The sequence below is a fragment of the Caenimonas koreensis DSM 17982 genome (assembly GCF_009646335.1).
GTDB lineage: Bacteria > Pseudomonadota > Gammaproteobacteria > Burkholderiales > Burkholderiaceae_C > Ramlibacter > Ramlibacter koreensis.
In genome coordinates this window covers 153,038-178,869 of the sequence record NZ_WJBU01000008.1, presented here as the reverse complement: position 1 = coordinate 178,869, position 25,832 = coordinate 153,038, and the positions used below count along the sequence as shown (strand labels likewise).

At 63.9% G+C, this 25,832-nt stretch carries 24 protein-coding genes and 2 riboswitches; of the genes, 12 read left to right on the top strand and 12 right to left on the bottom strand.

All coding sequences use genetic code 11. The annotated features are described in order from the left end of the window. The 7 genes from gcvP to GHT07_RS09285 form a co-directional block, all read right to left on the bottom strand. On the bottom strand, positions 1 to 2,892 hold the full coding sequence (gene gcvP, locus GHT07_RS09315; protein ID WP_153584797.1) for an aminomethyl-transferring glycine dehydrogenase: 2,892 nt from the start codon (positions 2,890 to 2,892) through the stop codon (positions 1 to 3). A gap of 6 nt (positions 2,893 to 2,898) precedes the next feature. Then, positions 2,899 to 3,276: a glycine cleavage system protein GcvH gene (gene gcvH / locus GHT07_RS09310; RefSeq protein ID WP_153584796.1), complete on the bottom strand. Its 378-nt coding sequence runs from the start codon at positions 3,274 to 3,276 to the stop codon at positions 2,899 to 2,901. A 59-nt stretch (positions 3,277 to 3,335) separates the two neighbouring features. Further along, positions 3,336 to 4,454, bottom strand: coding sequence for a glycine cleavage system aminomethyltransferase GcvT (gene gcvT / locus GHT07_RS09305; protein WP_153584795.1), 1,119 nt, complete (start codon positions 4,452 to 4,454; stop codon positions 3,336 to 3,338). Positions 4,455 to 4,531: 77 nt separating this feature from the next. After that, a riboswitch (glycine riboswitch) is annotated at positions 4,532 to 4,651 on the bottom strand. A gap of 14 nt (positions 4,652 to 4,665) precedes the next feature. Continuing rightward, positions 4,666 to 4,757, bottom strand: a riboswitch (glycine riboswitch). A gap of 27 nt (positions 4,758 to 4,784) precedes the next feature. Then, entirely contained in the window at positions 4,785 to 5,732 is a 948-nt protein-coding gene (locus tag GHT07_RS09300; protein ID WP_153584794.1) for a hypothetical protein, read from the bottom strand. A 76-nt stretch (positions 5,733 to 5,808) separates the two neighbouring features. Further along, positions 5,809 to 7,125: a TAXI family TRAP transporter solute-binding subunit gene (locus GHT07_RS09295; RefSeq protein WP_153584793.1), complete on the bottom strand. Its 1,317-nt coding sequence runs from the start codon at positions 7,123 to 7,125 to the stop codon at positions 5,809 to 5,811. Further along, on the bottom strand, positions 7,122 to 8,444 hold the full coding sequence (locus GHT07_RS09290; protein WP_153584792.1) for a TAXI family TRAP transporter solute-binding subunit: 1,323 nt from the start codon (positions 8,442 to 8,444) through the stop codon (positions 7,122 to 7,124). The genes GHT07_RS09295 and GHT07_RS09290 overlap by 4 nt, the downstream gene beginning before the upstream one ends. 17 nt (positions 8,445 to 8,461) lie before the next feature. Beyond that, on the bottom strand, positions 8,462 to 10,159 hold the full coding sequence (locus GHT07_RS09285) for an electron transfer flavoprotein-ubiquinone oxidoreductase (RefSeq protein ID WP_153584866.1): 1,698 nt from the start codon (positions 10,157 to 10,159) through the stop codon (positions 8,462 to 8,464). A gap of 115 nt (positions 10,160 to 10,274) precedes the next feature. Between GHT07_RS09285 and GHT07_RS09280 the strand changes: the two genes are divergently transcribed. Further along, a complete protein-coding gene (locus GHT07_RS09280) occupies positions 10,275 to 11,057 on the top strand; it encodes an SDR family oxidoreductase (RefSeq protein WP_323740860.1) in 783 nt (260 codons plus the stop codon). Next, the gene (locus GHT07_RS09275; RefSeq protein ID WP_153584791.1) at positions 11,057 to 11,476 is read left to right on the top strand and encodes an acyl-CoA thioesterase; all 420 of its coding nucleotides are present in this window, start codon (positions 11,057 to 11,059) and stop codon (positions 11,474 to 11,476) included. Before GHT07_RS09280 ends, GHT07_RS09275 begins: the two co-directional genes overlap by 1 nt. Before the next feature lie 33 nt (positions 11,477 to 11,509). On the opposite strand, the gene GHT07_RS09270 is transcribed toward GHT07_RS09275, so the two are convergent. Both GHT07_RS09270 and GHT07_RS09265 read right to left on the bottom strand, forming a co-directional pair. Then, positions 11,510 to 12,100 (bottom strand): peroxidase-related enzyme, encoded by a 591-nt coding sequence (locus GHT07_RS09270; protein WP_323740859.1) that lies wholly within the window; start codon positions 12,098 to 12,100, stop codon positions 11,510 to 11,512. Positions 12,101 to 12,160: 60 nt separating this feature from the next. Further along, the gene (locus GHT07_RS09265) at positions 12,161 to 13,639 is read right to left on the bottom strand and encodes a hypothetical protein (protein ID WP_153584790.1); all 1,479 of its coding nucleotides are present in this window, start codon (positions 13,637 to 13,639) and stop codon (positions 12,161 to 12,163) included. Between the two features lie 561 nt (positions 13,640 to 14,200). Between GHT07_RS09265 and GHT07_RS09260 the strand changes: the two genes are divergently transcribed. The 3 genes from GHT07_RS09260 to GHT07_RS09250 are packed head-to-tail and all read left to right on the top strand — an operon-like array spanning position 14,201 to position 16,783. Beyond that, a complete protein-coding gene (locus GHT07_RS09260) occupies positions 14,201 to 14,947 on the top strand; it encodes a metallophosphoesterase family protein (RefSeq protein ID WP_153584789.1) in 747 nt (248 codons plus the stop codon). Next, a complete protein-coding gene (locus tag GHT07_RS09255) occupies positions 14,944 to 16,359 on the top strand; it encodes a serine/threonine protein kinase (protein ID WP_153584788.1) in 1,416 nt (471 codons plus the stop codon). The genes GHT07_RS09260 and GHT07_RS09255 overlap by 4 nt, the downstream gene beginning before the upstream one ends. Before the next feature lie 55 nt (positions 16,360 to 16,414). After that, positions 16,415 to 16,783, top strand: coding sequence for a carboxymuconolactone decarboxylase family protein (locus GHT07_RS09250; protein WP_153584787.1), 369 nt, complete (start codon positions 16,415 to 16,417; stop codon positions 16,781 to 16,783). Here GHT07_RS09250 and GHT07_RS09245 read toward each other — a convergent pair. Next, complete coding sequence (locus GHT07_RS09245) at positions 16,780 to 17,931, bottom strand: succinylglutamate desuccinylase/aspartoacylase family protein (protein WP_153584786.1); 1,152 nt, start codon at positions 17,929 to 17,931, stop codon at positions 16,780 to 16,782. The genes GHT07_RS09250 and GHT07_RS09245 overlap by 4 nt on opposite strands. 100 nt (positions 17,932 to 18,031) lie before the next feature. Between GHT07_RS09245 and GHT07_RS09240 the strand changes: the two genes are divergently transcribed. Then, positions 18,032 to 19,315: a calcium-binding protein gene (locus GHT07_RS09240; protein WP_153584785.1), complete on the top strand. Its 1,284-nt coding sequence runs from the start codon at positions 18,032 to 18,034 to the stop codon at positions 19,313 to 19,315. A 10-nt stretch (positions 19,316 to 19,325) separates the two neighbouring features. On the opposite strand, the gene GHT07_RS09235 is transcribed toward GHT07_RS09240, so the two are convergent. After that, positions 19,326 to 19,871, bottom strand: a complete 546-nt coding sequence (locus tag GHT07_RS09235; protein ID WP_153584784.1) for a PAS and helix-turn-helix domain-containing protein — start codon at positions 19,869 to 19,871, stop codon at positions 19,326 to 19,328. A 70-nt stretch (positions 19,872 to 19,941) separates the two neighbouring features. Here GHT07_RS09235 and GHT07_RS09230 point away from each other — a divergent pair, with 70 nt between their 5' ends. The 4 genes from GHT07_RS09230 to GHT07_RS09215 all read left to right on the top strand — a co-directional run bounded on the left by GHT07_RS09230 (position 19,942) and on the right by GHT07_RS09215 (position 23,139). Then, on the top strand, positions 19,942 to 20,649 hold the full coding sequence (locus tag GHT07_RS09230) for a CoA transferase subunit A (protein ID WP_323740858.1): 708 nt from the start codon (positions 19,942 to 19,944) through the stop codon (positions 20,647 to 20,649). A 1-nt stretch (position 20,650) separates the two neighbouring features. Then, entirely contained in the window at positions 20,651 to 21,286 is a 636-nt protein-coding gene (locus GHT07_RS09225; protein ID WP_153584783.1) for a 3-oxoacid CoA-transferase subunit B, read from the top strand. Positions 21,287 to 21,290: 4 nt separating this feature from the next. Beyond that, positions 21,291 to 22,667 carry a CoA transferase gene (locus tag GHT07_RS09220; protein ID WP_323740857.1) on the top strand — a complete coding sequence of 459 codons (1,377 nt, stop codon included), beginning with the start codon at positions 21,291 to 21,293 and terminating at the stop codon, positions 22,665 to 22,667. 151 nt (positions 22,668 to 22,818) lie between these two features. Then, complete coding sequence (locus GHT07_RS09215) at positions 22,819 to 23,139, top strand: hypothetical protein (protein WP_153584782.1); 321 nt, start codon at positions 22,819 to 22,821, stop codon at positions 23,137 to 23,139. Here the strand turns inward: GHT07_RS09215 and GHT07_RS09210 are convergent, their stop codons facing one another. Beyond that, a complete protein-coding gene (locus GHT07_RS09210) occupies positions 23,140 to 23,706 on the bottom strand; it encodes a DNA-3-methyladenine glycosylase (RefSeq protein WP_153584781.1) in 567 nt (188 codons plus the stop codon). 63 nt (positions 23,707 to 23,769) lie between these two features. Here GHT07_RS09210 and imuA point away from each other — a divergent pair, with 63 nt between their 5' ends. After that, on the top strand, positions 23,770 to 24,558 hold the full coding sequence (gene imuA / locus GHT07_RS09205) for a translesion DNA synthesis-associated protein ImuA (protein ID WP_153584780.1): 789 nt from the start codon (positions 23,770 to 23,772) through the stop codon (positions 24,556 to 24,558). Next, positions 24,527 to 25,825: a DNA polymerase Y subunit UmuC family protein gene (locus tag GHT07_RS09200; RefSeq protein ID WP_153584779.1), complete on the top strand. Its 1,299-nt coding sequence runs from the start codon at positions 24,527 to 24,529 to the stop codon at positions 25,823 to 25,825. The genes imuA and GHT07_RS09200 overlap by 32 nt, the downstream gene beginning before the upstream one ends. Positions 25,826 to 25,832 lie beyond the last annotated feature (7 nt).

Genomic DNA, 25,832 nt, shown 5'->3' with positions numbered 1-25,832 from the left:
TCACTCGTAGGCCGACATCGGCACGCACGAGCAGAACAGGTTGCGGTCGCCGTACACGTTGTCCACGCGGCCGACAGGCGCCCAGTATTTGGCGTGCCGCATGTCACCCAGCCCCGCTGCGCCGGCTTCACGCGAATACGGGTGCGGCCAATCGGCCTTCATCAGCGCGCCAGCCGTGTGCGGCGCGTTCTTCAGCGGGTTGTTGTCCTGCGGCCACTCGCCGCGCTCGATGCAGCGGATCTCTTCGCGGATGGCGATCATCGCGCCGATGAAGCGGTCGAGCTCATCGAGCGTTTCGCTCTCCGTGGGTTCGACCATCAGCGTGTTGGGCACCGGAAAGCTCAGCGTGGGCGCATGAAAGCCGTAGTCGATCAGGCGCTTGGCAACGTCTTCGGCCATCACGCCGCTCGTGTCCTTGAGCGCGCGCAAGTCGAGGATGCACTCATGTGCGACGTGGCCGTTGGCACTTGCGTACAGCGTGGGGTAGTGGTCCTTCAGGCGCGCGCTGATGTAGTTGGCGCTCAGGATCGCGACCTCAGTGGCCTGCTGCAGGCCTTCAGCGCCCATCATGCGGCAGTACATCCAGCTGATGGGCAGCACGGCAGCGTTGCCCAGCGGCGCGGCGCTGACAGCACCGACAGCATGGCCGGTGATGCCGCCGGCCTCATGGCCGGGCAGGAAGGGCACGAGGTCTTCGACCACGCACACAGGCCCCACGCCCGGGCCGCCACCGCCGTGCGGAATGCAGAACGTCTTGTGCAGGTTCAGGTGGCTCACGTCGCCACCGAATTCGCCGGGCGCCGCGATGCCGACCAGCGCGTTCATGTTCGCGCCATCCACATACACGCGGCCGCCGTGCTGGTGCACCAGCGCACACAGTTCCTTGACTTGCATCTCGAACACGCCGTGCGTGGACGGATACGTGATCATCACCGCGGCGAGCTTGTCGCTGTGCTGCTCGCACTTGGCTTGCAGGTCAGCCAGATCGACGTTGCCGTTTGCATCGCAGGCAGTGACCACCACCTGCATGCCGACCATCTGCGCGCTGGCCGGGTTGGTGCCGTGCGCCGACGAGGGAATCAGGCACACATTGCGGTGCCCCTGGCCCTTGCTTTCGTGGAAAGCCTTGATCGCAAGCAGGCCAGCGTATTCGCCTTGTGAGCCGGCGTTGGGTTGCAGGCTGATGCCCGCGTAGCCCGTGGCCTGGCACAGCCACGCACGCAGTTGCTCGTCGAGCTGTGCGTAGCCTTGCTGCTGGTCGCGCGGCGCGAACGGATGCACATTGGCGAACTCGGGCCAGGTGATGGGGATCATCTCGCTCGTGGCGTTCAGCTTCATCGTGCAGCTGCCCAGCGGGATCATGCTGCGGTCGAGCGCGAGGTCTTTGTCGGAGAGCGCGCGGATGTAGCGCAGCATGCCCGTCTCGGAATGATGCGTGTTGAACACCGGGTGGGTGAGGAAGGCGCTCGTGCGGCGCAGCTCCACCGGGATCATCGGCTCGATGCCCTTTTCGAAGGCATCGAATGAAGGCAGCAACTGGCCTTCAGCGGCGAAGATCTTCCACAGCAGGGCGATGTCGTCGCGCGTGGTCGTTTCGTCGAGCGAGATGCAGATGAAGTCGCCCCAGTACACGCGCAGGTTCACGCCCATCGAGCGCGCGCGGGCTGCAATCGATTGCGTTTGCGCGTCGGTCTTCAGGCTGATCGTGTCGAAGGCGCTGTCGCGCCGTGCGTTGAAGCCCAGCTGTTCCAGGCCCTTCGCGAGGATCGCCGTGTAGCTGGCGATGCGCTGCGCAATGCGCTTCAAGCCCTGCGGGCCGTGATAGACGGCGTACATGCTCGCCACCACGGCGGGCAGCACTTGCGCTGTGCAGATATTCGATGTCGCCTTCTCGCGGCGAATGTGTTGCTCGCGCGTTTGCAGCGCGAGGCGATACGCGGGCTTGCCATGCGAATCCACGCTCACGCCCACCAGCCGGCCCGGCATGGAGCGCTTGAAATCGTCGCGGCAGGCCATGTACGCCGCGTGCGGGCCGCCTGCGCCCATCGGCATGCCGAATCGCTGCGTCGTGCCGACAACGATGTCCGCGCCGAATTCGCCAGGCGGCACGAGCAACGTCAAGGCGAGCAGGTCAGCTGCTACAGCAAAGGCGGCGCCCTTGGCGTGTGCCTTCTCAACGTCAGCGCGCAAGTCGTCGATACGGCCGCTGGTGGACGGGTACTGCGCGAGCACCGCGAAGTACTCGCCCTCCAGCGCCTTGGTCCATTCGTCATGCGAATTTGCCAGCAGCACATCAATGCCCAGCGGCTTCGCGCGGGTCTGGATCACTTCGATCGTTTGCGGATGGCAGTCACCCGCCACGACGAACGTGTTGCTCTTGTTCTTCACGCTGCGCTTGGCGAGCGTCATGGCCTCAGCCGCAGCGGTCGCTTCGTCGAGCATCGACGCATTGGCGATGGGCATGCCCGTGAGGTCGCACACCATCGTCTGGAAGTTCACCAGCGCTTCCATGCGGCCCTGGCTGATCTCGGCCTGGTAGGGCGTGTACGCGGTGTACCAGGCGGGGTTCTCCAGCACGTTGCGCAGGATGACGCCAGGCGTGTGGGTGCCGTGATAGCCCTGGCCGATGAACGACTTGAAGAGCTGGTTCTTCGATGCAATGGCCTTGAGCTCAGCGAGCGCGGCTGCTTCGGTCGCGGCGGGCGGCAGCTGCATGGGGTTCGTGCGCGCAATCGAGCGCGGCACGATGCTTTCGATCAACGCGCGGCGCGACGCTTCGCCAATCACGGACAGCATGTGCTGCTCGTCGGCCGCTTCAATGCCGATGTGGCGCGCGATGAATTCGGATGTGTTTTCCAGCTCGACGAGCGGGCGGGCAGATTGCATCAACATGAAGGGTCAGCCGTTTGCTTTGGAGAATTTCACGTAGTCGGGCTCGTCCATCAGCTGGTCGAACTCTTCCATGTCCTTGATCAGGATCTTGAAGAACCAGCCGTTGCCCAGCGGGTCAGTGTTGGCGAGCGACGGATCGGCACGCAGGTCTTCATTCACCTCGGTCACTTCGCCGGCGATCGGCATGAACACGTCAGCTGCGGCCTTCACCGACTCGACCACGCCCGCGACTTCGCCCTTGGCGTAAGTGCGCCCAACTTCCGGCAGGTCAACGAACACCACATCGCCCAGCGCATCCTGCGCATGCAGCGTGATGCCGACGACAGCGGCCTCATGGTCTTCAAGCTGGATCCACTCGTGATCTTCGGTGTATTTCATGGTCATGGCGCTTCTCCTTTAAATGGGGGTCAGATTCCGATTTCGATGCTTGCGTTGCTGGGCAATCAGCCGCGGTAGTAGCGGTTCGGCACGAAGGGCATGGGTGCGACTTCCATTGCAACGGGCTTGCCGCGCACGATAGCGTTCACGCGTGTGCCGACTGCTGTGTGTGCCACATCGACGTACGCCATAGCCACGGGTTTGTCGATCGTGGGGCCGAGCAAACCGCTCGTCACTTCGCCGATGGGGTTGCCCTGCATGTCCCGCAGCTGGGTGTGCTCGCGCACCGGCACGCGGTCGATGCCAATCAGGCCCACGCGCTTGCGTTTGACTTGTGTTGCGTCGTCCAGCTGGCCAAGCACTTTGTGCGCGCCGGGGAAGCCGCCCGCCCGCTCGCCGCCGGTGCGACGAATCTTTTGCATTGCCCAGTTCAGGCCGGCCTCCACGGGTGTTGTCGTCGTGTCGATGTCGTTGCCATACAGGCACAGCCCGGCTTCAAGGCGCAGCGAGTTGCGCGCGCCCAGGCCGATGGGCTTGACCTCAGGTTGTGCGAGCAATTCGCGCGCCAATGCGTCGGCCTGCGATTCATGCACGGAGATCTCGAAGCCGTCCTCGCCGGTGTAGCCGCTGCGGGTGATGAAGATGTCCTGGCCATGGAACTGGAATGGCGAGCCCGTCATGAACACGAGGGCTTTGACACCCGGCACGACGCGTTCGAGCGCATCGACAGCTTTTGGCCCCTGCAGCGCGAGCAGGCCACGTTCAGGCATCGGCGTGACGTCGCAACGCGCGCCGATTCGATCTTTCATGTGCTGGATGTCGCCCACCTTGCACGCACCATTGACGATCACGAACAGGTGGTCGCCGCGGTTGACGAACATCAGGTCGTCAATGATGGTGCCGTCGTCGGTCAGCAGCAGCCCGTAGCGCTGCTTGTTGACGCCCAGGCCGATCACGTCGACAGGCATCAGCGACTCGAAGGCCGCTGCGGCATCGGGGCCGGACAGCTTGAGTTGCCCCATGTGCGACACGTCGAACAGGCCCGCTGCTTCGCGCGTGTGCTTGTGTTCGGCCATCAGGCCCTGGGGGTATTGCACCGGCATCGAATAGCCGGCAAATGGAACCATGCGCGCGCCGAGTTCGGCGTGCAGGCCGGCAAGCGGCGTGGTGAGAAGGTCAGACAAAAAGCGGCACTCCGTCGCAAGGGGCAGGGCCTGCGCACAGGCCCGGAACCATCATGCACACGGCGTGTGCACTTTGGGTTGCCCCTGCTGTCCGCTTTACCTGAGAGATTCACCTGCAGCCATGCGCATGCGCTGCAGGTTTGCTCCTTCGGTGGACTCCAGCCTGATGGTTGAAGCCTCTCTCCAGCAAGGTGAACGCTCCAGACTTCGAAGCGCCTTGTCAGTCCTTTTTACCTGAGCGTTCGGCTGGGTGCCTGCGCCTTCGGTGGCTCCAGTTGAAGAGCTCTCTCCTGACGAGCGCGATTGTAGCCGCAGCGATTGCGGCCCGGGCTAGTCGCCAACCAAGTAGCCGGCAATCAAATCGGCAACGACTTGCGGCGTCGGCACACGACGTTCTAGCAAATTGCCAGAGGCATCGTAGGTCGCCTGTTGTTCGGTGCCGAGCAGGGGCTGATGTGCAGGTGGAATCAACGGGCCGCCATCGGGGCCAAGCAATCCATTCATCAGCACGCGCGCCGATTCGCGATCGTTGGCCTGCCCCACCACAGCTTCAAGCGCAGCCACGACGCGATTGCGGGGTTCGCCTTCGGGCAATTGCCTGGCGAAGCGGGCGTCAGCAAGAAATTTCCGGGCCATCTGGGCGGAAACATCCGGCAGGCTCTCAAATGGGAAGGTCACTGTGTATCGACGACCCAAATAGTTGATCTGCCGAATATCGATCGGACACTCAATGCCACGGTAGGCATCCCAAAGCGTGCTTCGCAGGTAGAGCTCGCAATCGATCGTCAGGTCGCCACTGCCAAACCGGTCGGCAACCGCTTGAGCGGTGAAAATTTCGACACCCATTTCAGTGACTGACCTCATGGTTTCATCGACCAGTGCGCAACCGACGACATCACCGATCAACGAATAGAGATCCACACACTTGTCGAGCCACCGCAATGCGTCGTCGAATCTGCAGAGGCTCTTGCTGGCCCGCGCCAACTCGTACATGGCCTCTATCGCTTCATGCACGCGCTTGTTCGCTTTGGGGTCGTTGACACTCACGGCTCTCCTGGCCACGCCGTCTTTCACGGCGGCATAGTCAGAAGCGGTGAGTTCGCCCGACGCTTGCTGCAACGGCATGACATCGCCCGGCTGGCCCGGTGCCCGCGGCGGTATCTCAAGCGGGCCCTGCGATGGAGTCGTCGCTTGATGCACTGCGCCGGATTCGGCTTGGTCGTTTGGGTATGCCGCTGCAAGCGCGCCGCGCGGGCTGGGTACGGTGTTGGAATTCATGCCTTCATGCCTTCAGGCCTTCAGTATTGACATGAATACTGCGTGACCGCCCGAGACAACTGGTTCCATCGCGAGGCTAGCGCGACCGCAACTTCAACAGCCTTTCACGCGCATCCACCAGGTGTTCGCGCAGCGTGTACCACCTGTCTGAAAACCGGTCGGGCAGATCGAGCGACGCCACTTCCTGCTCCATGCGGTCGAGCTTGCCGAGCATGCCCTTGAGCTTGATCGGCGCTTCGCTCGCGGCCGCTTCCAGATCGTTTTCAAGGAAGTTGAGCTCGCCGTAGTAATGTGCCAGCACAGCATCGACGCGCAGGCTGAAAAGGCGCGGAATCCAGACCAGCGCCGCGCCGGTGAACAGCAGGATCGGCAGCACGGCGTAGAGCAGCAGGCCCGCGAGCTGTGCCCACCAGTAGGGCAGCGCGGTCTCCAGCCAGGGCCGCTGGCCGGTGGCGTAGAGCTGGGCCGTGGGCGACAGCGGAAAGTCTGACTGGTAGTCCGGATATTCATTGAGCCGCTGCAGGAAGGTCGGCACCGAATGAATGTCGCTGGCGGCATCGAGCATGGCGCGCTGCAGTGCAGGATGCATAGTCTCGCGCACGAGCAGGTTGGTGCTGGTGTAGAGCATCGTCAGGTCGCGCGGCGGCACATCGCCCCGCAGCTCGATGGCGCCTTGCGGCAGGATGAACGGATGCAGCCGCGGCTCGCGCGCTGCCAGGCCATCGGCACGCTCAAGACCGAGCATGTGAATTCCCGGCGAGCGGCTGAGCAGGCGGATCGTCGGTGCGTCGCCGGTGCCGATGGTGATCATCGCGTCCACCCGGTGCTCGAGCAGCTCGCTCGCAGCGGCCATGCCCTGATGGACGTCGTCCCAGGTCACTTCGCCGGGTTTGACTTGTGCCTGCGCCAGCAGTTGCACGGCCACCTCGCGCGTAGCGCTGCCCGGCGGCCCGGCCGCGATCGTCAGGTTGCGCAGCTGCGAGATGCTGGTGGCGCCCGACTGGTGCGTGAACACCCACACGGGCTGCTTGCCGATCACGGCCAGCGCCTGCACGCGCGCCTCGGCCCCGCGCTCGGCGAGCAGGCCGTGCGCAAACCCGGCCTGCACCGGGTCGTTGGCAACAGCCAGGTGCTGCAACGGGCCCAGTGCGCCTGCGGCTGAGCTGACGATGTCCACGGCAATGCCGCGCCGCTCGAGCTCGTCGCGATACTGCTCCGCCATCTGCGAGAAGCCGCCTTGCGGCACACCCGCGGCCAGCACGAGGGATTTCGGTGGCAACGGGTAGATCCAGTGCGCGGCCACCCAGATTGCCAGGGCGCACGTCAACAGAATCGGGATGTAGCACAGCCCCCACCGCTGGCGGTACAGGCGCAGCATGGCGGCGGATTTCATCGGCCGCGCCCCTTGTACAGGCGCGCGCGCACAAAGTCGATGTGCTGGCGCAGCGTGTACCAGCGCGGCATGAGGTAGCCGGGCGTTGCGAAGTTCTGCATGTTGCGCTCAATCGCTTCAAGCCGCTGCAGGTACTTCACCCGGTCCAGGCCCGACATGCTGGCTCGCGCAAGATCGTATTCAATGAATTTCAGCTCGCCATACCAGCGCGCCAGGCTGCTGTCGACAAGCCAGCGCAGGTACGCGGGAATCACGCGCACAAGCCAAAGCGCCAGCAACAACACGGGCAGCACGATCACCAGCAAGCGCAGCAGCAGTTGCGCCCAGAAGAAGGGCAACGCCTCTTCGATCCAGGGCCGGCCGTGCACCAGCGTTTGCCGCGCTTGCGCCGACGCCGGAAACTCAATGCGGCGCAACGTGGGGAAGTCGCCCGCACGATGAAACGGGCCCGGCCCGGCATGCACTTCGCGCGCGACGTCCAGCGCCAGGCGTTGCAGCGCAGGATGCAGGTCCGCCCTTGCCACCAGGCTTGACATCGTGACGAGCACTGCGGTGTCGCGTGGCGGGCTCGGTTGCTTGCCGGCGGCATCGAGCGCGCCTTGCGGCAGGAGGCGCACCTGCAGGTAGGGCAGCCGCTCGGTCAGCGCGGCGCTGCGCTTGAGCTGCACGATGTACACGCCCGGTGTGGCGAGAAAAGCCTGCACCACTGACGACTGCGGCGCCGACACCATGATGGCCGCATCCAGCGCGCCGCGCCCCATGGCTGCGGCAGCTGCCTTGCCGAAAATCTCGGTGTCGACAATGTCCTTCGCACCCATGCGCACCTGCTCGAACAAGGCGAGCGCCAGCCGCCTGGAGCCGCTGCCGCGCGGGCCGATCGATACGCGCTGGCCTTGCAGCTGCTCCACCGAATCGATGCCGGGTGTGCGCGCAAAGATCCACACGGTTTCGTTGTCAACGCGCGCGATGGTTTCCAGCCGCGCCACGCCAGTGCGATCGACGCCCACATTGCCCATGCCGCCCTGCACGAACGCCAGGTCGGCAGCGGGGCTGGCCGTGCCGCGCAGGCGCTGCAGGTTCATCTCGGCGCCTTCAGAGGCCAGCACCTCAAGATGCACGCCTTGCCGTGCGAAAGCCTCGGCGTAACGCTGCGCGTACGCGTAGTAAACACCGTCGGGCAGGCCGGCGCTCAGCGTGAGGTGGCGCGGCGGCATTGGCATGAACGACAGCCACAGCCACGCCATCAGCGCCAGCGCGCCAAGCGCCACCGGGAGCTTCACGAGCACCCACTTGCGACGGTAGATGCGTGCGGCGGCCATTGTTCGTTCGTGCCTACCTACATGTTCACGTAGTTAGGCCCGCCGCCACCTTCGGGCGTGACCCACACGATGTTCTGCGTCGGGTCCTTGATGTCGCACGTCTTGCAGTGCACGCAGTTCTGCGCGTTGATCTGCAGGCGGTCGGTGTTGTCGGCGTTCTTCACGAACTCATACACACCGGCAGGGCAGTAGCGCGACTCGGGGCCAGCGTACTTGGCGAGGTTCACGTTCACTGGCACCGACGCATCTTTGAGCGTCAGGTGCGCGGGCTGGTCTTCCGCATGATTGGTGTTCGAGATGAACACGGACGACAGGCGGTCGAATGTGAGCTTGCCATCGGGCTTGGGGTACACGATGGGCTTGCAGTCAGCCGCAGGCTTGAGGTACGCGTGATCAGGCTGGTGGCGGTGCAGCGTCCAGGGGATATGGCCGCGCAACACAAACTGCTCAAGGCCGTTCATGACCGTGGCCACGGTCAGCCCCTTCTTGAACCACGCCTTGAAATTGCGCGCCTTGTTCAACTCGTCGTGCAGCCAGCTCTTGTCGAACGCTTCGGGGTAGGCATCGAGCACATCATGCTGGCGGCCGCTCATGACAGCGTCGAATGCTGCCTGCGCGCACAGCATGCCGGTCTTGATGGCGGCGTGGCTGCCCTTGATGCGGCTCACGTTCAGGTACCCCGCATCGCAGCCCACGAGCGCGCCGCCGGGGAACACAGTCTTGGGCAGACTCATCAGCCCGCCTGCTGTGATCGCGCGTGCGCCATAGCCAACGCGCTTGGCCGGCTTGATGCCCTTGGACTCATCACCTTCGAGGTACCAGCGGATATTCGGGTGCGTCTTCCAGCGCTGGAATTCCTCGAACGGGCTCAGGTACGGGTTGCTGTAATCGAGCCCCGTGATGAAGCCCATCGTGACCTGGTTGTTCTCGGTGTGATAGAGGAACGCGCCGCCATAGGTGTCGTTCTTCATGGGCCAGCCGGCGGTGTGCAGCACAAAGCCGGGTTGATGGCGCTTGGGGTCGATCTCCCACAGCTCCTTGATGCCCAGGCCGTAGGTCTGCGGGTCTTTGCCGTCATCGAGCTTGAATTTGCCGATGAGCTGGCGGCCCAGGTTGCCGCGTGCGCCTTCGGCAAACACGGTGTACTTCGCGTGCAGTTCCATGCCGAGCTGGAAGCTGTCGGTCGGCTCACCGTCTTTGCCGATGCCCATGTTGCCGGTGGCCACGCCCTTCACGGCGCCGTTGTCGCCGTACAGGATTTCTGCCGCCGCAAAGCCCGGGAAGATTTCAACGCCAAGTTCCTCGGCTTGCTGTGCGAGCCACTTCACCACATTGCCCAGGCTCACGATGTAGCAGCCGTCGTTATGCAGGCATGGCGGCAACAGGAAGTTGGGTGTGCGCAGCGAACCGGTTTCGCCGAGGAACACCATTGCGTCATCGGTGACGGGCTGGTTCAGCGGTGCGCCCTTGGCCTTCCAGTCGGGGATGAGCTCGGTGAGCGCACGCGGGTCCATGATGGCGCCCGACAGGATGTGAGCGCCGGGCTCGGAGCCCTTCTCGAGCACAACTACAGAAATTTCCTTGCCGCTGTCTGCTGCCAGCTGCTTGAGTTTGATGGCCGTTGCGAGCCCTGCTGGCCCGCCGCCGACGACGACAACGTCGTACTCCATGGCTTCGCGTGGTCCGAACTTTGCCAGGATGTCGTCGTGCGTCATGGGGTGGGTCTTCTCGCTCATAATGAATTGGACAGTCTTGGCGGATTCTATTGATGCACGCAGCACTCTCGCGTGCCCGACAGGACAGCTTCTTCATTTTAGGCAGGAGACCCTCGTGAGTTACAGCATTGATTTGTCCGGCCGCGTCGCCTTCGTGACCGGTGCCTCCAGCGGGCTGGGCGCGCAGTTTGCGCGCACGCTCTCACGCGCAGGCGCTGCTGTTGTGCTGGCCAGCCGCCGCGTGGAAAAGCTCAAGGACCTGCGCGCGCGCATTGAAGCTGAAGGCGGCGACGCCCACGTGCTTGAACTCGATGTGACGTCGATCGACAGCATCCGCGCTGCCGTGGCGCATGCAGAAACCGAAGTGGGCTCCATCGACATCCTGGTCAACAACTCTGGCGTGAGCACCACGCAGCGTATCCAGGATGTGACTGAAGAAGACTACGACTTCATCTTCGACACGAATGTGAAGGGCGCATTCTTCGTCGCGCAGGAAGTGGGCAAGCGCATGCTGGCCCGCGCGCGCGGTGCGGCACCCGGCACTTACACAGGCGGGCGAATCATCAACATCGCTTCGATGGCGGGGCTGAAAGTGCTGCCGCAGATCGGCGCTTACGCCATGAGCAAGGCAGCAGTCGTGCAAATGACCAAGGCGATGGCGCTGGAGTGGGGCCGCTTCGGCATCAACGTGAATGCGATCTGCCCCGGCTATATCGACACGGAAATCAATCATCACCACTGGCAGACGGAGCAGGGCCAGAAGCTCGTTCAGATGCTGCCGCGCAAGCGCGTGGGCTCGCCGGAAGACCTCGACGCGCTGATCGTGCTGCTGGCGAGCAGCCAGAGCCACTTCATCAATGGCGCCGTGATCGCGGCGGACGATGGCTTCGGCGTCTGATGCGAATCGAGATACCTGAGCAGAAGAAGCTCGTCTATCAGTCAGTCATCCCCATCCGGTGGGGCGACATGGACGCGATGGGGCACTTGAACAACGCGTCGTACTTCCGGTTTCTTGAGACGGCGCGCATCGACTGGATGCATTCGCTGGGCAGCCCGCTGGATGCCGGCGGCGAGGGCGTCGTGATCATCAATGCGTTCTGCAATTTTTACCGGCAGCTTGAGTACCCGGGCGATGTGCTGATCAAGATGTACGCGAGCGACCCGGGCCGCACGAGCTTCGAGACCTGGGCGACGATGGAGCGGGTGGACAACCCCGGCATGATCAACGCAGCAGGTGGCGCCACGACCGTGTGGGTGAACTACAAAGAGCAGAAGTCAAAGCCACTGCCGGACTGGTTGCGGGCAGTGGTGTCCTGAGGGTGCGTCAAGCGCGGGCGTGCAACCGCATGCCTACTTCTGCTTCGGCACCCGCCCCATCAAGTAGAACTCCGGGTTGGGCATCATGCTCGAGAAGCTCGCGATGCGGTTCGACAAGCCGAAGAACGCCGTGATCGATGCGATGTCCCAGATGTCTTCGTCTGAAAAGCCGTGCGCGTGCAGCGCCGCGAAATCGGCTTCGCCGACTTCATCGGAGTGCAGGCAGACCTTCATCGCGAAGTCGAGCATCGCCATCTGGCGCGGTGTGATGTCGGCCTTACGGTAATTCACCGCCACCTGGTCGGCGACGAGCGGCTTCTTTTCGTAGATGCGCAAGATCGCGCCGTGCGCGACGACGCAGTAGAGGCATTTGTTGGCCGCGCTCGTCGTGGTGACGATCATTTCGCGGTCGCCCTTGGTCAAGCCGCTTTCGCGCCCCGCCGTCTCGGGCGTCATCAATGCATCGTGATATGCAAAGAATGCACGCCACTCGGCAGGCCGGCGCGCAAGGGCGAGAAACACGTTCGGCACGAAGCCGGCTTTCTCCTGCACTTCGAGCACTTTGGCGCGGATGTCGTCGGGCAGGCTGGCAAGTTCGGCGAGCGGGTAGCGGGGTGTGGACACGGCAATCTCCTGATGGCCGTGAGTTTATGCCGCGTGGCCTGGCGTGTGCGCGCCATGCGCCTATTGCGGGCTCGATCCCGGCGGCTTGCCCCTGGCATGGTCAAACGTTGGCGGTGAAATGTTGGTCGAGCCAGCTGTCCAGCGTGTGGGCCTGAACGCCTGCACTGGTGGTTCGATTTCCGGTTCGACCGAGGCCGCTGAACTGTTGGAGCTACTGCTTGGTGTGATTCCGATCTGCGTGAGCGAAGCGTAGTACAACTCTCTTGTCGAATCGTCGGCACGGGCCAGGCCGACGTCGTTTGTCATGCTCAATTGCAACTGTAGGCTGGCTTTGGCCTGGGATATCGCCTCGTCTGATCGCTCGCCTGGAAACTGTTCAGCCAAATGTGTGACGCTCTGCGCTGCCTTGGCCAATGCGGCTGCAATGATGCGAATTTCTGCAGCAACGGCGCCACCGGCGTAGCGACTGGTACTTGATTTTCTTGCCCGGATGCCTTCGGTGACGTCGGTCACTTGCTGCACAGCTGCGTCAAGGTCGCGGATCAGGCGCTGAGGTAGAGCCCGCGCCGCCATGTCCGTGAGTACTTCCCGGCGGACGTCGAAGGCCTCGTACGCTCCGCGAGACTGCTGAATTTCAGCAAGCTCTTGCGCTGAAAGGCACGCGAGCAGGACCTCGACTTGTTCAAAGTTGGTATCGGCCAGCATCGCAAGGCCTTCAATCGCGATGGCGCGATTCTGCGCCACCGTCAATTCCGGGAACGCGCTGGCTACGTCGTTCATCCACCTCTCGTATCGCCGCGACGCATAGACGCCTACCGCGCCGTAGTCAGGGTCGAACGTCCCATTGGGGTATTGGGGGCGTTCCCTCATGCGTTTGATGTCGGCGGCCATCAGTGAGCCTTTGCGCCGCAACACGCCCGTCACATCCCGGAAGTCGGGAAGCGCGGGCGCGTTTCGTGCGGCTGCACTTGCAGCCACATCCGGGTCGGGTAGCTCTTGCTGCTCTTGTGCTTCTGGTTCCGCACGTCCAAAGAGCGGTTCCCATCCCGGCGGCCGCTTTCTCAGCACGCTGCTGATTCCAGTTTCAAGGAGCGCAAGGTGCTTGTGAATATCGCCGTCCGGGTTCTTGGCAGGCGCGGCAAGAAGTTGCCTCACCTGCCTGCGAACGGTTTCCAAATCTTCGGTACGCCAACTTGAGCATGCGGCCGTCACCGTTTCCGAAAACTTGGCGTTGTAGTTCGTCGCTCGCCGGGGTGCAAAGGTTTCAGGCAGGACGTGCGGCAGGAGCAATAGTGCCGCTCCAGTGAGCGTGGTCACGGGACGGCGCGGCTTGTCCTTCGCTGCAGTCATTCGGCTGAAACGCGCGTTCGTATCGAGCAGAAGCATCTCGCGTCTGAAGTCCTCGGCTTGCCCCTCTTTCGTGCTCAGATCGGGGGCGGGCTTGTTCGATGCGAGCAACGAGTTCATCACGCTGCTCAGGTTCGCAACGCTTTGATTGGCCATTGTTGTGAGCGCGCCGGTGAACTGTGTGGGCGTCAAGTGACTCCGGGGAACTTTCGGAATGGGCGCCCGCGGCGCAACTGTTGGCCTGAAGCTTTCATCCGTACTGCCGACTGAACTCGTAGACGTGGTGCTGTTTGCATGGGAGGGCTCAGGCGACCCAGAGTTGTTGCTGCTGCTGCTGGGCTCGGCGCGCCGGCCTTTGCTTTCGGCGACGCTCGATCGGTTGCTCAGCGGGGGCGGCGGGTGACCAACATCCGAACCGGAGTCGGAGTTTCTCGGTCCCTGAGATTGAGTCACGCTAGTGAGTGACCGCGTGCCCAAAGACGGTGACGGGTCAGCAGAAATCAGTGATGGTGTGCCCGAAGAATTTTCGGAGGGGGTCGGTGGTTTGCGGCGGAGTGCCTTCAGGATGCTTGACATGGCCTTGCTTTCGATGGAGTTGCTTGTGGACTGAGTAACAACAAAGGCTCACTCGTTCCAGAAAGTGCGCCTAAGTCCACGTGAGGCTTTCGTCTTCAGGTTGGTTGACACAGCTCAACCGCCCCGTGTGCCATGGCGCCCCGGCGATTGCAGAATGCATGCAGGACCTCCTCGCCCATGAAACTAGCCTTGCTCAGTGACATCCACGCCAACATGCGCGCGTTCGACGCGTGCCTGGCGCACGCGGCGTCGCAAGGCGCCACCCACTACGCCTTGCTGGGTGACCTGGTGGGTTACGGGGCAGAGCCAGCCGAAGTTGTCGCACGCGCCATGGCCCTGGCGCGCGAGCAGGCGGTGGTGCTGCAGGGCAACCACGACGCCCTGGCCGTGAACCCGCCAGCCACCACTGCAACGATGGAAGACGCCACCGCCTCCTGGACGCACGCGCAGCTCGACGCCTCACAGCGTGCCTTCCTGTCACAACTGCCGCTGCGCCATGCATCGGGCGACGTGCTGCTCGTGCATGCAAGCGCGGACGATCCCGCCGCGTGGCACTACGTCGACAACGCCCATCGTGCCCAGGCAAGCCTTGCGTCGGCGGGTGAGGGCGTGCGCCATGTCTTCGTGGGCCACGTGCACCATCAGCGCGTCTTCTACCGCGGTGCGGGCCGCGGGTTGATGGTCTTTGACCCGGTGCCGGGCGTCGCGGTGCCCATGCCCGCGCACCGCCAGTGGACGGCGACGATCGGCTCGGTCGGCCAGCCGCGCGATGGCAAGACGGCAGCGATGTACGCCATCTGGGACAGCGCGGCATCGGCGCTCACGTTTCACCGCGTGCCCTATGACCACTTGAGTGCCGCAGCGGCCATTCGCGCGGCAGGTTTGAACGAATACTTCGCGAGGCGACTGGAGGAGGGGCGATGAAACTGCTGGAAGACGGCGCCGAACTTGACGGCTTTGTCGTGCGGGAGTGCCTGCACGCCGGCGGCATGGCGCACATCTATCGGGTGGACTATGCCAATGGGCGGCAAGCGCCGTTCCCGATGGCCATGAAAGTGCCGCGCATGGCGGACGGCGACGGTGCGGAGAACATCGTGAGCTTCGAGGTCGAGCTGCAGCTGCTGCCGGTCTTGCGCGGGCCGCACATCCCGCGCTTTGTAGCTGCGGGGGACGTGGGCGTTGTGCCCTATATCGTGATGGAGTACTTCGACGGCCGAACGCTTCAAGCCATCATCGATCAAGACCTGCCGCTCACGCCCGACCAGCTGCGCACACTGGGCGCCGCTCTGGCAAGCGCTGTGCACGCGCTGCATTTGCAGAACGCCTGCCACCTCGACTTGAAGCCTGCCAACGTCATCATGCAGCCCGACGGCAACGCAGTGCTGATCGACTTCGGGCTGGCATGGCATGCGCTCTACCCCGACTTGCTGGCCGAGGAATTGCGCAAGGCCGTGGGCTCGCCTGCGTGGATTGCGCCTGAGCAAGTGGTGGGTGTGCGCGGCGATCCGCGCAGCGACGTGTTCGCGATCGGCGTGATCCTCTACGAACTGGCCACCGGGCGGCTGCCGTTCGGCGCGCCGGAAACCCAGGGCGGGCTGCGGCAACGCCTGTGGGCCGACCCTGTGCCACCGCGCGCCCGCCGGCCCGACTTGCCGACGTGGCTGCAGGAAGTGATCCTGCGTTGCCTGCAGCCCGAGGCGGCCAAGCGCTATTCGTCGGCGGCGCACGTCGCATTCGATCTGCAGCATCCCGACCAGGTCAGCATCACGGCCCTCGGCGAGCGCACCCGGCCGACCAGTTTCGGCGAACACATGAAGCGCTGGTTCAAGGCCGCCGGAATGCAATACCAACCCAGCCCGCTGCCCGCGCGTGAAGTGGAGGAGGTGCCCATCGTCATGGTCGCTGTGCCTTCGCGCGGAGCCACGGATGCCACGCTGTATTCGTTGCGGCAGGCTGTGCAGCGCTCGCTCGGCACGCGCTCCGGCGCGCGGCTGGCCTGCGTCACGGTGATCGATGCGCCTGTCACAGGACCGGGCTCGAGTGAGACCGAGCAGCATCGCCAGGCCTCGGGCGCATTGCAGCAGTGGGCGAGGGGGCTTGACCTGGACGGCCACCAGGCGAGCTTCCACGTCATCGAGTCGGGCGATGTTGCGCAGGCGCTCTTGCGCTACGCCGAAGGCAACCACGTCAGCCTGATCGTGATGGGCGCGGCCACGCACGGGCTGCAGCTTCAAAGGTTCGTGGCGACTGTGCCGGTGAAGGTGGCCATGGCCGCGCCGTGCACCGTGATCCTGGTCAAGCAGTCGTTGCCATTCGAGCGGCTGGCCACGACCTGAGCGGCCACGACCTGGGCGTATGCTCGCGGCTCCTGATTTTTTCGCTGGAGCCAACATGGACAACGACTACGACAAGGGGCTGGCCACGCGCCGCGCGGTTCTCGGGCGCGACTACGTCGATGCCGCGCTGAAGAACGTGAGCGACTTCACCGCGCCGATGCAGGACCTGGTCACGCGCCATGCGTGGGGCAACACCTGGCAGCGCGACGGCATCGACTTGAAGACGCGCAGCATCGTCACGGTGTCGATGCTTGTCGCGCTGGGCCGCATGCACGAGCTGAAAGTGCATGTGCGCGGCGCGCTGAATAACGGCGTGACAAAGCAGGAGCTGCAGGAGATATTCCTGCACGCCACGGTGTACTGCGGCTTTCCTGCCGCAATCGACGCGATGCGCAGTGCGGCGGAAGTGGTGAACGAGGCTTAGTCGTCCAACCCGTTCTTGCCCTTGCGGTGCGCGAGCAACTTGGTGCCGGCGATCGCGAAGACAACAGCGCCCGGCCACACCAGCTTGCCGTTTTGCTTGCCGCTGTAGAAGAGGCCGTCGGTGCGGGCTTTCACTGGCGTGCGGGCCTTTGCGCCGCGTGGGTCGCTCGGGTCGATCACGTCGCAGATCACGTCGCCCTTTTTGACCCATGTGCCCTTGGCGTGGTGGTACACAAGAATGCCCGTCGTGGGTGAATAGCCCACGTCCATGCCGCCAATCGGCGTGGGTTCGTATTTGAGCTTGGGCAGCTTGCCCGCGCGGCCCGCAATCACGCCGCGCCGCACGAGGTGCCGGTACAGGTTTGTACCGTCGGCCTCACCCAGTGGATGGCTCACGTTGTGCTGGCCACGGTATTCCACGGTTGTTGAATGGCAGGCGGGCGGAATGTTCGCCTGCGGATACTTGTCGGCCAGGCGCGCGAACAAGCCGCCGTGCACGCCGGCAAACGTCAGCGCATCGGGATACGGGTCGCTGTAGAGCGTCGCTTCTGCGCCCAGGTCAGCCGCCAGCATTTGCGCGGGGCCATGCAAGTCGCGGTTCGATGCAAACAGGTGAAGCACGCCGTCCTGGTCGCAGTGCAGGTCGAGCACGATGTCTGCGTCGGCTGAGAGCTTCATCACCTCCACGCGCAAGGTCTGCAATTCATTGAGCGGCTTCATGGCGTCGAGTTCGGCGCGCGCTGCCTTGCGAATCAGCTCCACGTTGTCTTGCGCATGTTTGCCAAGCTGCTTGCCCACGCGTTCGCTCACGCCTTCAGACAGGTCGAGCCAGTTGCGATTGAAGTTGTCGCGGCCGAGGAAGTCGTAGCGGCCCAGGTGGTTGTGGCCCATGAGCTGCGACAGGCCTATCGGGTTCACTGTGGGCACCACGATGATCTCGCCCTTGATCAGGCCCTTCTTGTCGGCCTCGACGAGCATTGGCATCAGGTAATGCAATGCCATTGCACCCGGCAGCTCATTGGCGTGGATCGCAGCCTGCAGGTACGCCTTGGGTCGCGCACCTCGCTTGCCGAAGTGATGCACGACGATGCCGCGTGAGGTGCCGGGCGTCATCGTCGGAAGGGCGATGGTCTTTTTCTGGTGAGTCATGTGCTGTCCGCTCTTGTTCACAGAATTATGCGGCCCCGTCCTACGAATGTAAGCTCGCGCTCCTTCGTTAATCACATCCACACAAGAAGGAGCTCAAGCGATGGCATTCATTCAAGGCGACAGTGGCCCCAACACCCTCACAGGTGGCCTGGACAACGACATCATCTGGGGCATGGACGGCAACGACACCATGACGGGCGGCGCCGGCAACGACGATCTCGACGGCGGCGCGGGCGTGGACACGGCTGTGTTCTCGGGCACCCAGCTGCAATACGACTATTCGATGGTGCTCGACTCGACGACATGGCGCAACGAGGCGAACTACGTCGCCCATACCAACCTCCTGGTGCTCGACTCGTTCAGCGGACGCGACGGCGACGACTTCCTGCTGGGCACCGAATTCCTGAAGTTCTCCAACGGCACCGTGCACTGGTACGACGTGCCCGTGACCTACACGGTGAGCTCTTCGACGTCATCGCTCGAAGGCATCGGCATCTATGGCGGCGTGATGAACGACACCATGATCGGCCACGCGGGTGACAACAACTTCATCGGCGGCCTGGGCGACGACTACATCGACGGCGGCACAGCCGGCTTCGACACTGCGATCTACTACGCGGCCGACACGTACGTGACGATGAACCCGGTGGCCGGTGGCGTCACGGTCGACCTGGGGACCGGCAGCGCGTCGGGCGCCTGGGGCAACGACACGCTCGTCAATATCGATGCGGTGATTGGCTCGTTCTACAACGACGTGCTGGTAGGCGGCGCTAGCGCCAACTACCTCAACGGCGAAGCCGGTGAAGACATCCTCATCGGCGCCCAGGGCGACGACACGCTCGATGGCTGGGACGGCCTCGACTGGGTTCTGTACAACGGCAATGCGTCCGAATACACGATGAGCGGCAATGCCTCGGAGCGCCACTTTGAAGACAACGTGGGCAGCAACGGCTACGACACCTTGCTCAATGTCGAACGCGTGCAGTTCGACAACCTCGGCCTGGCCTTCGACATCAATGGCAATGCGGGTGACGCAGCTCGCATCATCGGCGTGCTGCTCGGTGGCGACTACGTGCAGAACGAAGCCATCGAGCGCATCGTCATCAATGCGCTGGACAGCGGCTACACGCTGGAAGACTTTGCTGACCTGGCCATCGACACGCTGTATCCGCAGTACACGTCGGCGCAGCTGGCAACGCTCATGTACACGAACGTGGTTGGCTTTGCACCCTCGCAGGGCGATGTGAACTATCTCGTGGACGTGATGGCACAAACATCCGCGGCCTGGCTCGCGGTTTACGCTGGCGACACGGTTTACAACGACGACAACATCGACCTGGCTGGCCTCACGCAATACGGCGTGCCGTTCCTGCCGATCATCTGATAACCGCAGGCTAGCCGCCCGCCATCAGCTTGTGGACAAGGTCGGCCGTTGTGTTGGCCTTGTACTTGCGCATCAGCCGCGCGCGGTAAATCTCTACTGTGCGGTGGCTGATGAGCAGTGACTTTCCGATCTCTTTCGACGTCATGCCGTCAAGCAGGCGCGCGGCCACTTCGCGCTCTCGCGCCGTGAGCTCCGCCTTCACCGGGCGCTGCGCACTCAGGTCTTCAAACGCCCAGATGCCCGACTCGTGCGGCGCTTCGCGGTTGAGTGCGCGCCCCGACACGTGGCACCAGAACAAGTCACCGTTGGCCCGCTTCATGATGCGGTCATCGGCATAGTGGCCCTTGGTGTTCAGGATGGGCAGCATGCGCGCGCCCAGCCGCTCGTATTCGTCGGCGCTGGGGTACAGCACCTGGAACGACTGGCCATTGAGCGCCTCGCGTGGCGCGCCGAACATGTCGCACAACTGCTGGTTGCAGTCGACGATGGCGCGGTTGCGCGAGAGGCACAGGCCGACGGGGGCCATGTTGAAGGCCAGGCGGTAATCAACGTCCATCGGGCTAATCTCTACGAAGTACTACGTAATTTGTTAGGTAGTATCGTAGCGGCATTCCAGGAGACTTCCAGTGAAAAAGATCTTTCCTTCGGCCGCTGCGGCCCTTGAAGGCGTGGTGCAGGACGGCCAGTTGCTCGCAGTGGGCGGCTTCGGCCTTTGCGGCATCCCTGAAGCGCTGATCGAAGCGCTGCGCGATAGCGGCAAGAAGAACCTCACAGCGATTTCGAACAACGCGGGCGTCGATGGTTTCGGCCTCGGCAAGCTGCTTGAAACGCGCCAGATCAAGAAGATGATTTCGTCGTACGTCGGCGAGAACAAAGAGTTCGAGCGCCAGTACCTGGCCGGTGAACTTGAGCTTGAATTCACGCCGCAGGGCACGCTTGCCGAAAAGCTGCGCGCAGGCGGCGCGGGCATACCGGCTTTCTTCACGAAGACAGGTGTGGGCACCATCGTCGCGGAAGGCAAAGAGCTGCGCGAATTCGATGGTGAAACGTACGTGATGGAGCGTTCGCTCACGCCCGATGTGTCGCTCGTCAAAGCTGCGGTGGCCGATACGTCGGGCAACCTGCGCTTTAACCTCACGGCGCGCAATTTCAACCCCGCCGCCGCGATGGCAGGCAAGGTGTGCATCGTTGAAGTCGAAAAGATCGTCGAGCTCGGCGAACTCGCTCCGGATGACATTCATTTGCCCGGCATCTACGTGCACCGCATCGTGCTCAATGCAACGCCTGAAAAGCGCATCGAGAAGCGGACGATTACCGAGAAAGCAGGAGCCTGATATGCCGTGGACCCAAGACCAGATGGCAGCCCGTGCGGCGCAAGAACTGCAAGACGGTTTCTACGTCAACCTCGGCATCGGCATCCCGACGCTGGTGGCCAACTTCACAGGCGACAAGGAAGTGTGGCTGCAGTCTGAAAACGGCATGCTGGGCATCGGCCCGTTCCCGACGGAAGACCAGGTCGATGCCGACCTGATCAACGCCGGCAAGCAGACGGTGACCACCATCAAGGGCTCGTCGATCTTCGGCAGCCACGACAGCTTCGCGATGATTCGCGGCGGCAAGATCAACCTGTCGATCCTCGGCGCGATGCAAGTCAGCGAGCACGGCGACCTCGCCAACTGGATGATCCCCGGCAAGATGGTCAAGGGCATGGGCGGCGCGATGGACCTCGTCGCTGGCGTCAAGCGCGTGATCGTGTTGATGGAACATGTCGCGAAGAAGAAAGACGGCACCGAGGACATGAAGATCCTGCCCAAGTGCACGCTGCCGCTCACGGGTGTGGGCGTGGTCGATCGCATCATCACGGACCTGGCGGTGATGGACGTGACGCCGCAGGGCCTGAAAGTCGTTGAGCTCGCACCGGGCGTGACGATGGAGCTGTTGCAATCCAAGACGGGCGTCAAGCTGCATTGATGCCGTGACACCGCGCGAAGCGCTCGCATCGCTCTGGCAGCCCGCCGGGTTGCCGCATGAGGCGCTGCACTTCGCGCATCTCACCGGGGCGGACCCGGTGTTTCCCAGTTCATTCAAGGTTGGCACAGCCGCGCAATCGACGATTGCGGCGGCTGCGTTGGCTGCGTGCGAGGTGGGGCACCAACGCGGTGTGGCGCGGCAAGACGTGAGCGTCGACATGCTGCACGCCGCCGTGGAAACCACGGGCTGGTTCAGCCTGGACGGCCAGTCGCCCGAGCTGTGGGACAAATTCTCGGGCCTCTATCGGGCGGCTGATGGCTGGGTGCGCATCCACGCTAACTTTGCGCATCACCGCGAGGGTGCGTTGAAGCTGCTCCAGCTCGACCCGGCAACGGCAGAACGTGCAGATGCCGAGCGGGCGATGCTCGCGTGGCGCGCTGTCGAGTTTGAAACGGCTGCGGCAGATGCGGGCCTGGTCGCCACAGCGTTGCGAACGTTCAGTGACTGGGACGCGAGCGAGCAGGGCAGGGCGATTGCATCGCAGCCGCTGTTCACCATCGAGCGCGTCGGCGACGCGCCGGCGCTGCAGCTGCCGCCGCTCGATGAGACACAACGCCCGCTCGAAGGCATCAAGGTGCTCGACCTCACGCGCATCCTCGCCGGGCCGGTGGGCGGCAAGGCGCTCGCGTCGCATGGCGCTGATGTGATGCTCGTGAATTCGCCCCATCTTCCGAACATCGAGGCGATTGCCGACACGAGCCGCGGCAAGCGGTCAGCGCATGTCGATCTGGCGAGCGATGCGGGCAAGGCAACGATGCGCGAATTGCTCGCCCAGGCGCATGTGTTCGTGCAGGGCTATCGGCCTGGTGGGTTGGAAGCGTTGGGCTTCGGCGCGCAGCAGGCAGCGGCGGTGCGGCCCGGCCTCGTTTATGTGTCGCTCACCGCCTACGGGACGCTGGGGCCTTGGTCCACGCGGCGCGGATTCGACTCGCTCGTGCAGACGGCCACCGGCTTCAATCACGCGGAAGGCGAGGCCTTCGGCGATGGCAAGCCGCGTGCGTTGCCGATGCAGATCCTGGACGAAGCCACGGGCTATCTCATCGCCCTGGGCGCCTGCGCCGCGCTGCATCGCCAGCAACGCGAAGGCGGCAGCTGGCAGGTGCGCGTGTCGCTCGCGCAGACGGGCAAGTGGGTGCGCGACCTGGGCCGCGTCGACAACGCATTTGCAGTGGGAAAGCCGGGCTACGAACCCTTCGCGCAGACCAGCGAATCCGGCTTCGGCGTGCTGCGTGCCATTGCGCCGAGCGCGTTGCTGTCGCGCACGCCAGCGGGTTATTCGCGCAGGTCGGCTCCACCGGGCAGCGACCCGGCGCATTGGTAGCCGCAAGCTCTACAGCGATTGTTTGCGCGCCCGGCCACTCGGGCACCGGTCTGACAGGCACGTGTCGCTTTGACTTGCAGGCCGGGCGCGACGGCAGAGCCATCATTTCTTCGACCCGGCGCTTTTGCAAGCGCTCACAAGGAGAACTCACATGCGTCGCTGGAAACTTGCCCTGTTGTGCTCAATCGCAGCCCTGGCCTCGATCAATGCAATGGCCTGCTACACGGTGACCGACCGGGACGGCCGCATTGTCTACAACAGCACGGAAGCGCCGGTGGACATGAGGCGTCCGCTGCATGAGACGGTGCCCTATCGCTTTCCGGGCGGGCACATGGTGTTTGGCAGTGAAACATGCCCAAGCCCGAGCCAGGTGTCCACACGTGTGATCCAGGTGTCGACGCGTGAGATGGGCGGCCCGCCGGCTGCGCGCTATTTGCCCACGCAGCGCGCGCCGAGGGCTGCGCGCAACTGATCAGAACTTGCGGCTGAGGAATTTCGAGCCGGCTTCACCGAAGCGCCAGTGCACGTCCATCGCCTTGGTGATGCCGATGCGCGGGCCGCTCGCCACCTTGACCTGGTGATGATCCGCAGCCAGCACCTTGAACGGTGACTGGTCGAGCCGCAGGCCGTTGAACTCACGCGTGACCGCCAGCGCCTGGCCGACCTTGCCGGGGCCGGAACACAGCTGGCGCACGTCATCCAGGCCGCGGCGGGCACGCATCAAGTCGATGCCGTGCGTGGGCTCGATCGCGCGGATCAACACCCCCGCGCCGTGCCCCTTCTCGCGGCAGACGAAATTCAGGCACCAGTGAATGCCGTACGAGCGATAGACATAGGCACGCCCGGGCGGGCCAAACATCGCTTCGTTGCGCGGTGTGGGGCCTGAAAAACTGTGTGAGGCAGGGTCGAGCCTGTCGTAGGCCTCGGTCTCGACAATGCGGCCGCCCACGCCATCGACCAGCAGCGTGGTGCCGATGAGCATGCGCGCGATTTCTTCGGAATTGCCTTCGAAATCGCCGGGCCGCAAAAGCCTGTTCATGGCTGGAAAAGTACTGTATAAAGAAACAGTATTGTACCGTACCTGATGTCCGCCGTGCCCTCCATGTCCCCTGCCTCCCGCCTCCAGCGGGTCGATCCTTTGACGCTTGCCAACGTCTGGAAGGTGGATGACTTCGCCAGTGAAGAAAAGGTGCTTTCCAGCGGCCACAAAGCGCTGGATGCGCAGTTGCCCGGCGGTGGCTGGCCGCTGGGCAGCATGGTTGAGGTGCTGCACTCACCAACGGCGCACCACGATTCGCCAGCGGCCCCTCACGTCTGGCAACTGATCCTGCCGGGGCTCGCGAATGCCATCGGCCAGAGCGCCGGCCCAGTGGTGCTCATCGGCTCGCCGCACGAGCCCTTCGGCCCCAGCCTGCAGGCGCAGGGCCTGCCCGCCACGCGCTTGCTGTGGGTCAAGGCCAGCAAGCCGGCAGCGCGCCTGTGGGCGAGCGAGCAGGCGCTCAAGTGCGCCGAGGTGGCTGCTGTGGTGGCGTGGCTGCCGCAGGCCAAGGGCGCCGAGCTGCGGCGGCTGCAGATGGCGGCGCATCAACAAGGGCGGCTGTTGTTTGTCTTTCGCGATGCAAAGGCCATGAGCGATGCATCGCCCGCACGCCTTCGCCTGCTGGTCGAAGGCACTGATGTATTGCAGCTGCGCATCGTCAAGCGCAGGGGCCCGCCGATCGATACGCCCATTGAGTTGCCCGCCACTTCGAAGCGCCTGGCCGCACTGATCGAAGCGCGCAACGACACGCGCAAGCGCCGCTCGCCCACTGCACCCGCGGTGGTCGCCATTCCACTCACTCCGCCAAAGAAAAGATCGCATGTACTGGATCGCGCTGTCGCCCACACATGACGACGACTTCACCCCTTGGGGCTGGCGCGCGCTGCAATTCACGCCGCGAGTCGCCAGGGTCGATGAAGCCATCCTGCTCGAAGCATCAGCCTCGCTGAAGCTGTGGGGCGGGCGCAAGGGCTTGCGTGCGCGGTTGCTGGCAGACACGGGGGTTGAGCCGGCCACGGCCCCGGATTGGGCGCACGGCAAAACAGCGCGCACTGCGCTGGGCCTGCTGCGCCTGCAGCGCCGCGGTGAGGCAGCGCCCGCGAAGGTGCCCGAAGGTTTGCCGCTCGATGTGCTCACCGAAGCTGTTCCCCACGTGCCCGTGCTCGAGCGCATCGGCTGCCGCACCTGGGGTGACTTGCAGGCGCTGCCGCGCCCGGGTGTCGCGCGGCGCTTTGGCGATGCGTTGTTGGACGCGATCGACTGCGCTTTCGGTGCCAAGCCCGAGATCTATCCGTGGCTGCAGCTGCCCGAAGACTTCGACATGAACGTGGAGCTGATGTCGCTCGCCACCACCGCGCCCGAACTGATGTGGAGCGCGCAGCGGCTGCTCACGCATCTGCAGGTGTGGCTGCAGGCGCGCAACCGCGGCGTTGTTGCGCTGGAGCTCGAATGGACGCTCGACCTGCGGCGGCTCAACGGCGTGAAGCTGCCGCCGTGCGAGCAGATGGTGGTGCGCACCGCGCAGCCCACGCAAGACATCACGCATCTGCGGCGGCTCGTGTCCGAGCACCTGTCGCGAGCGAACCTCTCTGCGCCGGCGAGTTACCTGCGGCTGCGCTCGCTCGAAACCATGCCGTTTGGCGGCATCAGCAAAAGCCTTTTGCCCGAAGACAACGTCAAAGGCGAGCGGCTGCACCAGCTCATCGAGCGGCTGAGTGTGCGGCTCGGTGAAGACAACGTGGTTGTGCCTGTGCCGCAAGCCGACCACCGCGCCGAGGCGATGCAGCAGTGGAAGGCCGCGCGCCATGCCACGGCCACGCCTTTCGATGCAGCCGCGTGCGACCCGATTTATCCGACGTGGTTGCTGCGCGAGCCGCTGCGCCTGCCCGTGAAGCAGCACGTGCCGCATTTCGGCGGGCCGCTGCGCCGGCTCACGCGGCTGCACCGCGTCGAGACTGCGTGGTGGACGGGCGATGCATCTGCGCTGCGCGATTACTTCGTCGCGAAAAGCGAAGCAGCCGGCTTCGTGTGGATCTACCGCGAACGCCCCCAGCAATTGAGCGACAGCGAGACGTCCGGCAAGGACTACCGCTGGTTTTTGCAAGGTTTATATGCCTGAAGCCCAC

Bases quoted from the DNA above. Each gene is read 5' to 3' on its own strand.
- gcvP (WP_153584797.1), bottom strand. From the start codon at position 2,892: ATGTTGATGCAATCTGCCCGCCCGCTCGTCGAGCTGGAAAACACATCC.
- gcvH (WP_153584796.1), bottom strand. From the start codon at position 3,276: ATGACCATGAAATACACCGAAGATCACGAGTGGATCCAGCTTGAAGAC.
- GHT07_RS09300 (WP_153584794.1), bottom strand. From the start codon at position 5,732: ATGAATTCCAACACCGTACCCAGCCCGCGCGGCGCGCTTGCAGCGGCA.
- GHT07_RS09295 (WP_153584793.1), bottom strand. From the start codon at position 7,125: ATGAAATCCGCCGCCATGCTGCGCCTGTACCGCCAGCGGTGGGGGCTG.
- GHT07_RS09290 (WP_153584792.1), bottom strand. From the start codon at position 8,444: ATGGCCGCCGCACGCATCTACCGTCGCAAGTGGGTGCTCGTGAAGCTC.
- GHT07_RS09285 (WP_153584866.1), bottom strand. From the start codon at position 10,159: ATGACGCACGACGACATCCTGGCAAAGTTCGGACCACGCGAAGCCATG.
- GHT07_RS09275 (WP_153584791.1), top strand. From the start codon at position 11,057: ATGCGAATCGAGATACCTGAGCAGAAGAAGCTCGTCTATCAGTCAGTC.
- GHT07_RS09260 (WP_153584789.1), top strand. From the start codon at position 14,201: ATGAAACTAGCCTTGCTCAGTGACATCCACGCCAACATGCGCGCGTTC.
- GHT07_RS09255 (WP_153584788.1), top strand. From the start codon at position 14,944: ATGAAACTGCTGGAAGACGGCGCCGAACTTGACGGCTTTGTCGTGCGG.
- GHT07_RS09250 (WP_153584787.1), top strand. From the start codon at position 16,415: ATGGACAACGACTACGACAAGGGGCTGGCCACGCGCCGCGCGGTTCTC.
- GHT07_RS09245 (WP_153584786.1), bottom strand. From the start codon at position 17,931: ATGACTCACCAGAAAAAGACCATCGCCCTTCCGACGATGACGCCCGGC.
- GHT07_RS09240 (WP_153584785.1), top strand. From the start codon at position 18,032: ATGGCATTCATTCAAGGCGACAGTGGCCCCAACACCCTCACAGGTGGC.
- GHT07_RS09235 (WP_153584784.1), bottom strand. From the start codon at position 19,871: ATGGACGTTGATTACCGCCTGGCCTTCAACATGGCCCCCGTCGGCCTG.
- GHT07_RS09225 (WP_153584783.1), top strand. From the start codon at position 20,651: ATGCCGTGGACCCAAGACCAGATGGCAGCCCGTGCGGCGCAAGAACTG.
- GHT07_RS09215 (WP_153584782.1), top strand. From the start codon at position 22,819: ATGCGTCGCTGGAAACTTGCCCTGTTGTGCTCAATCGCAGCCCTGGCC.
- GHT07_RS09210 (WP_153584781.1), bottom strand. From the start codon at position 23,706: ATGAACAGGCTTTTGCGGCCCGGCGATTTCGAAGGCAATTCCGAAGAA.
- imuA (WP_153584780.1), top strand. From the start codon at position 23,770: ATGTCCCCTGCCTCCCGCCTCCAGCGGGTCGATCCTTTGACGCTTGCC.
- GHT07_RS09200 (WP_153584779.1), top strand. From the start codon at position 24,527: ATGTACTGGATCGCGCTGTCGCCCACACATGACGACGACTTCACCCCT.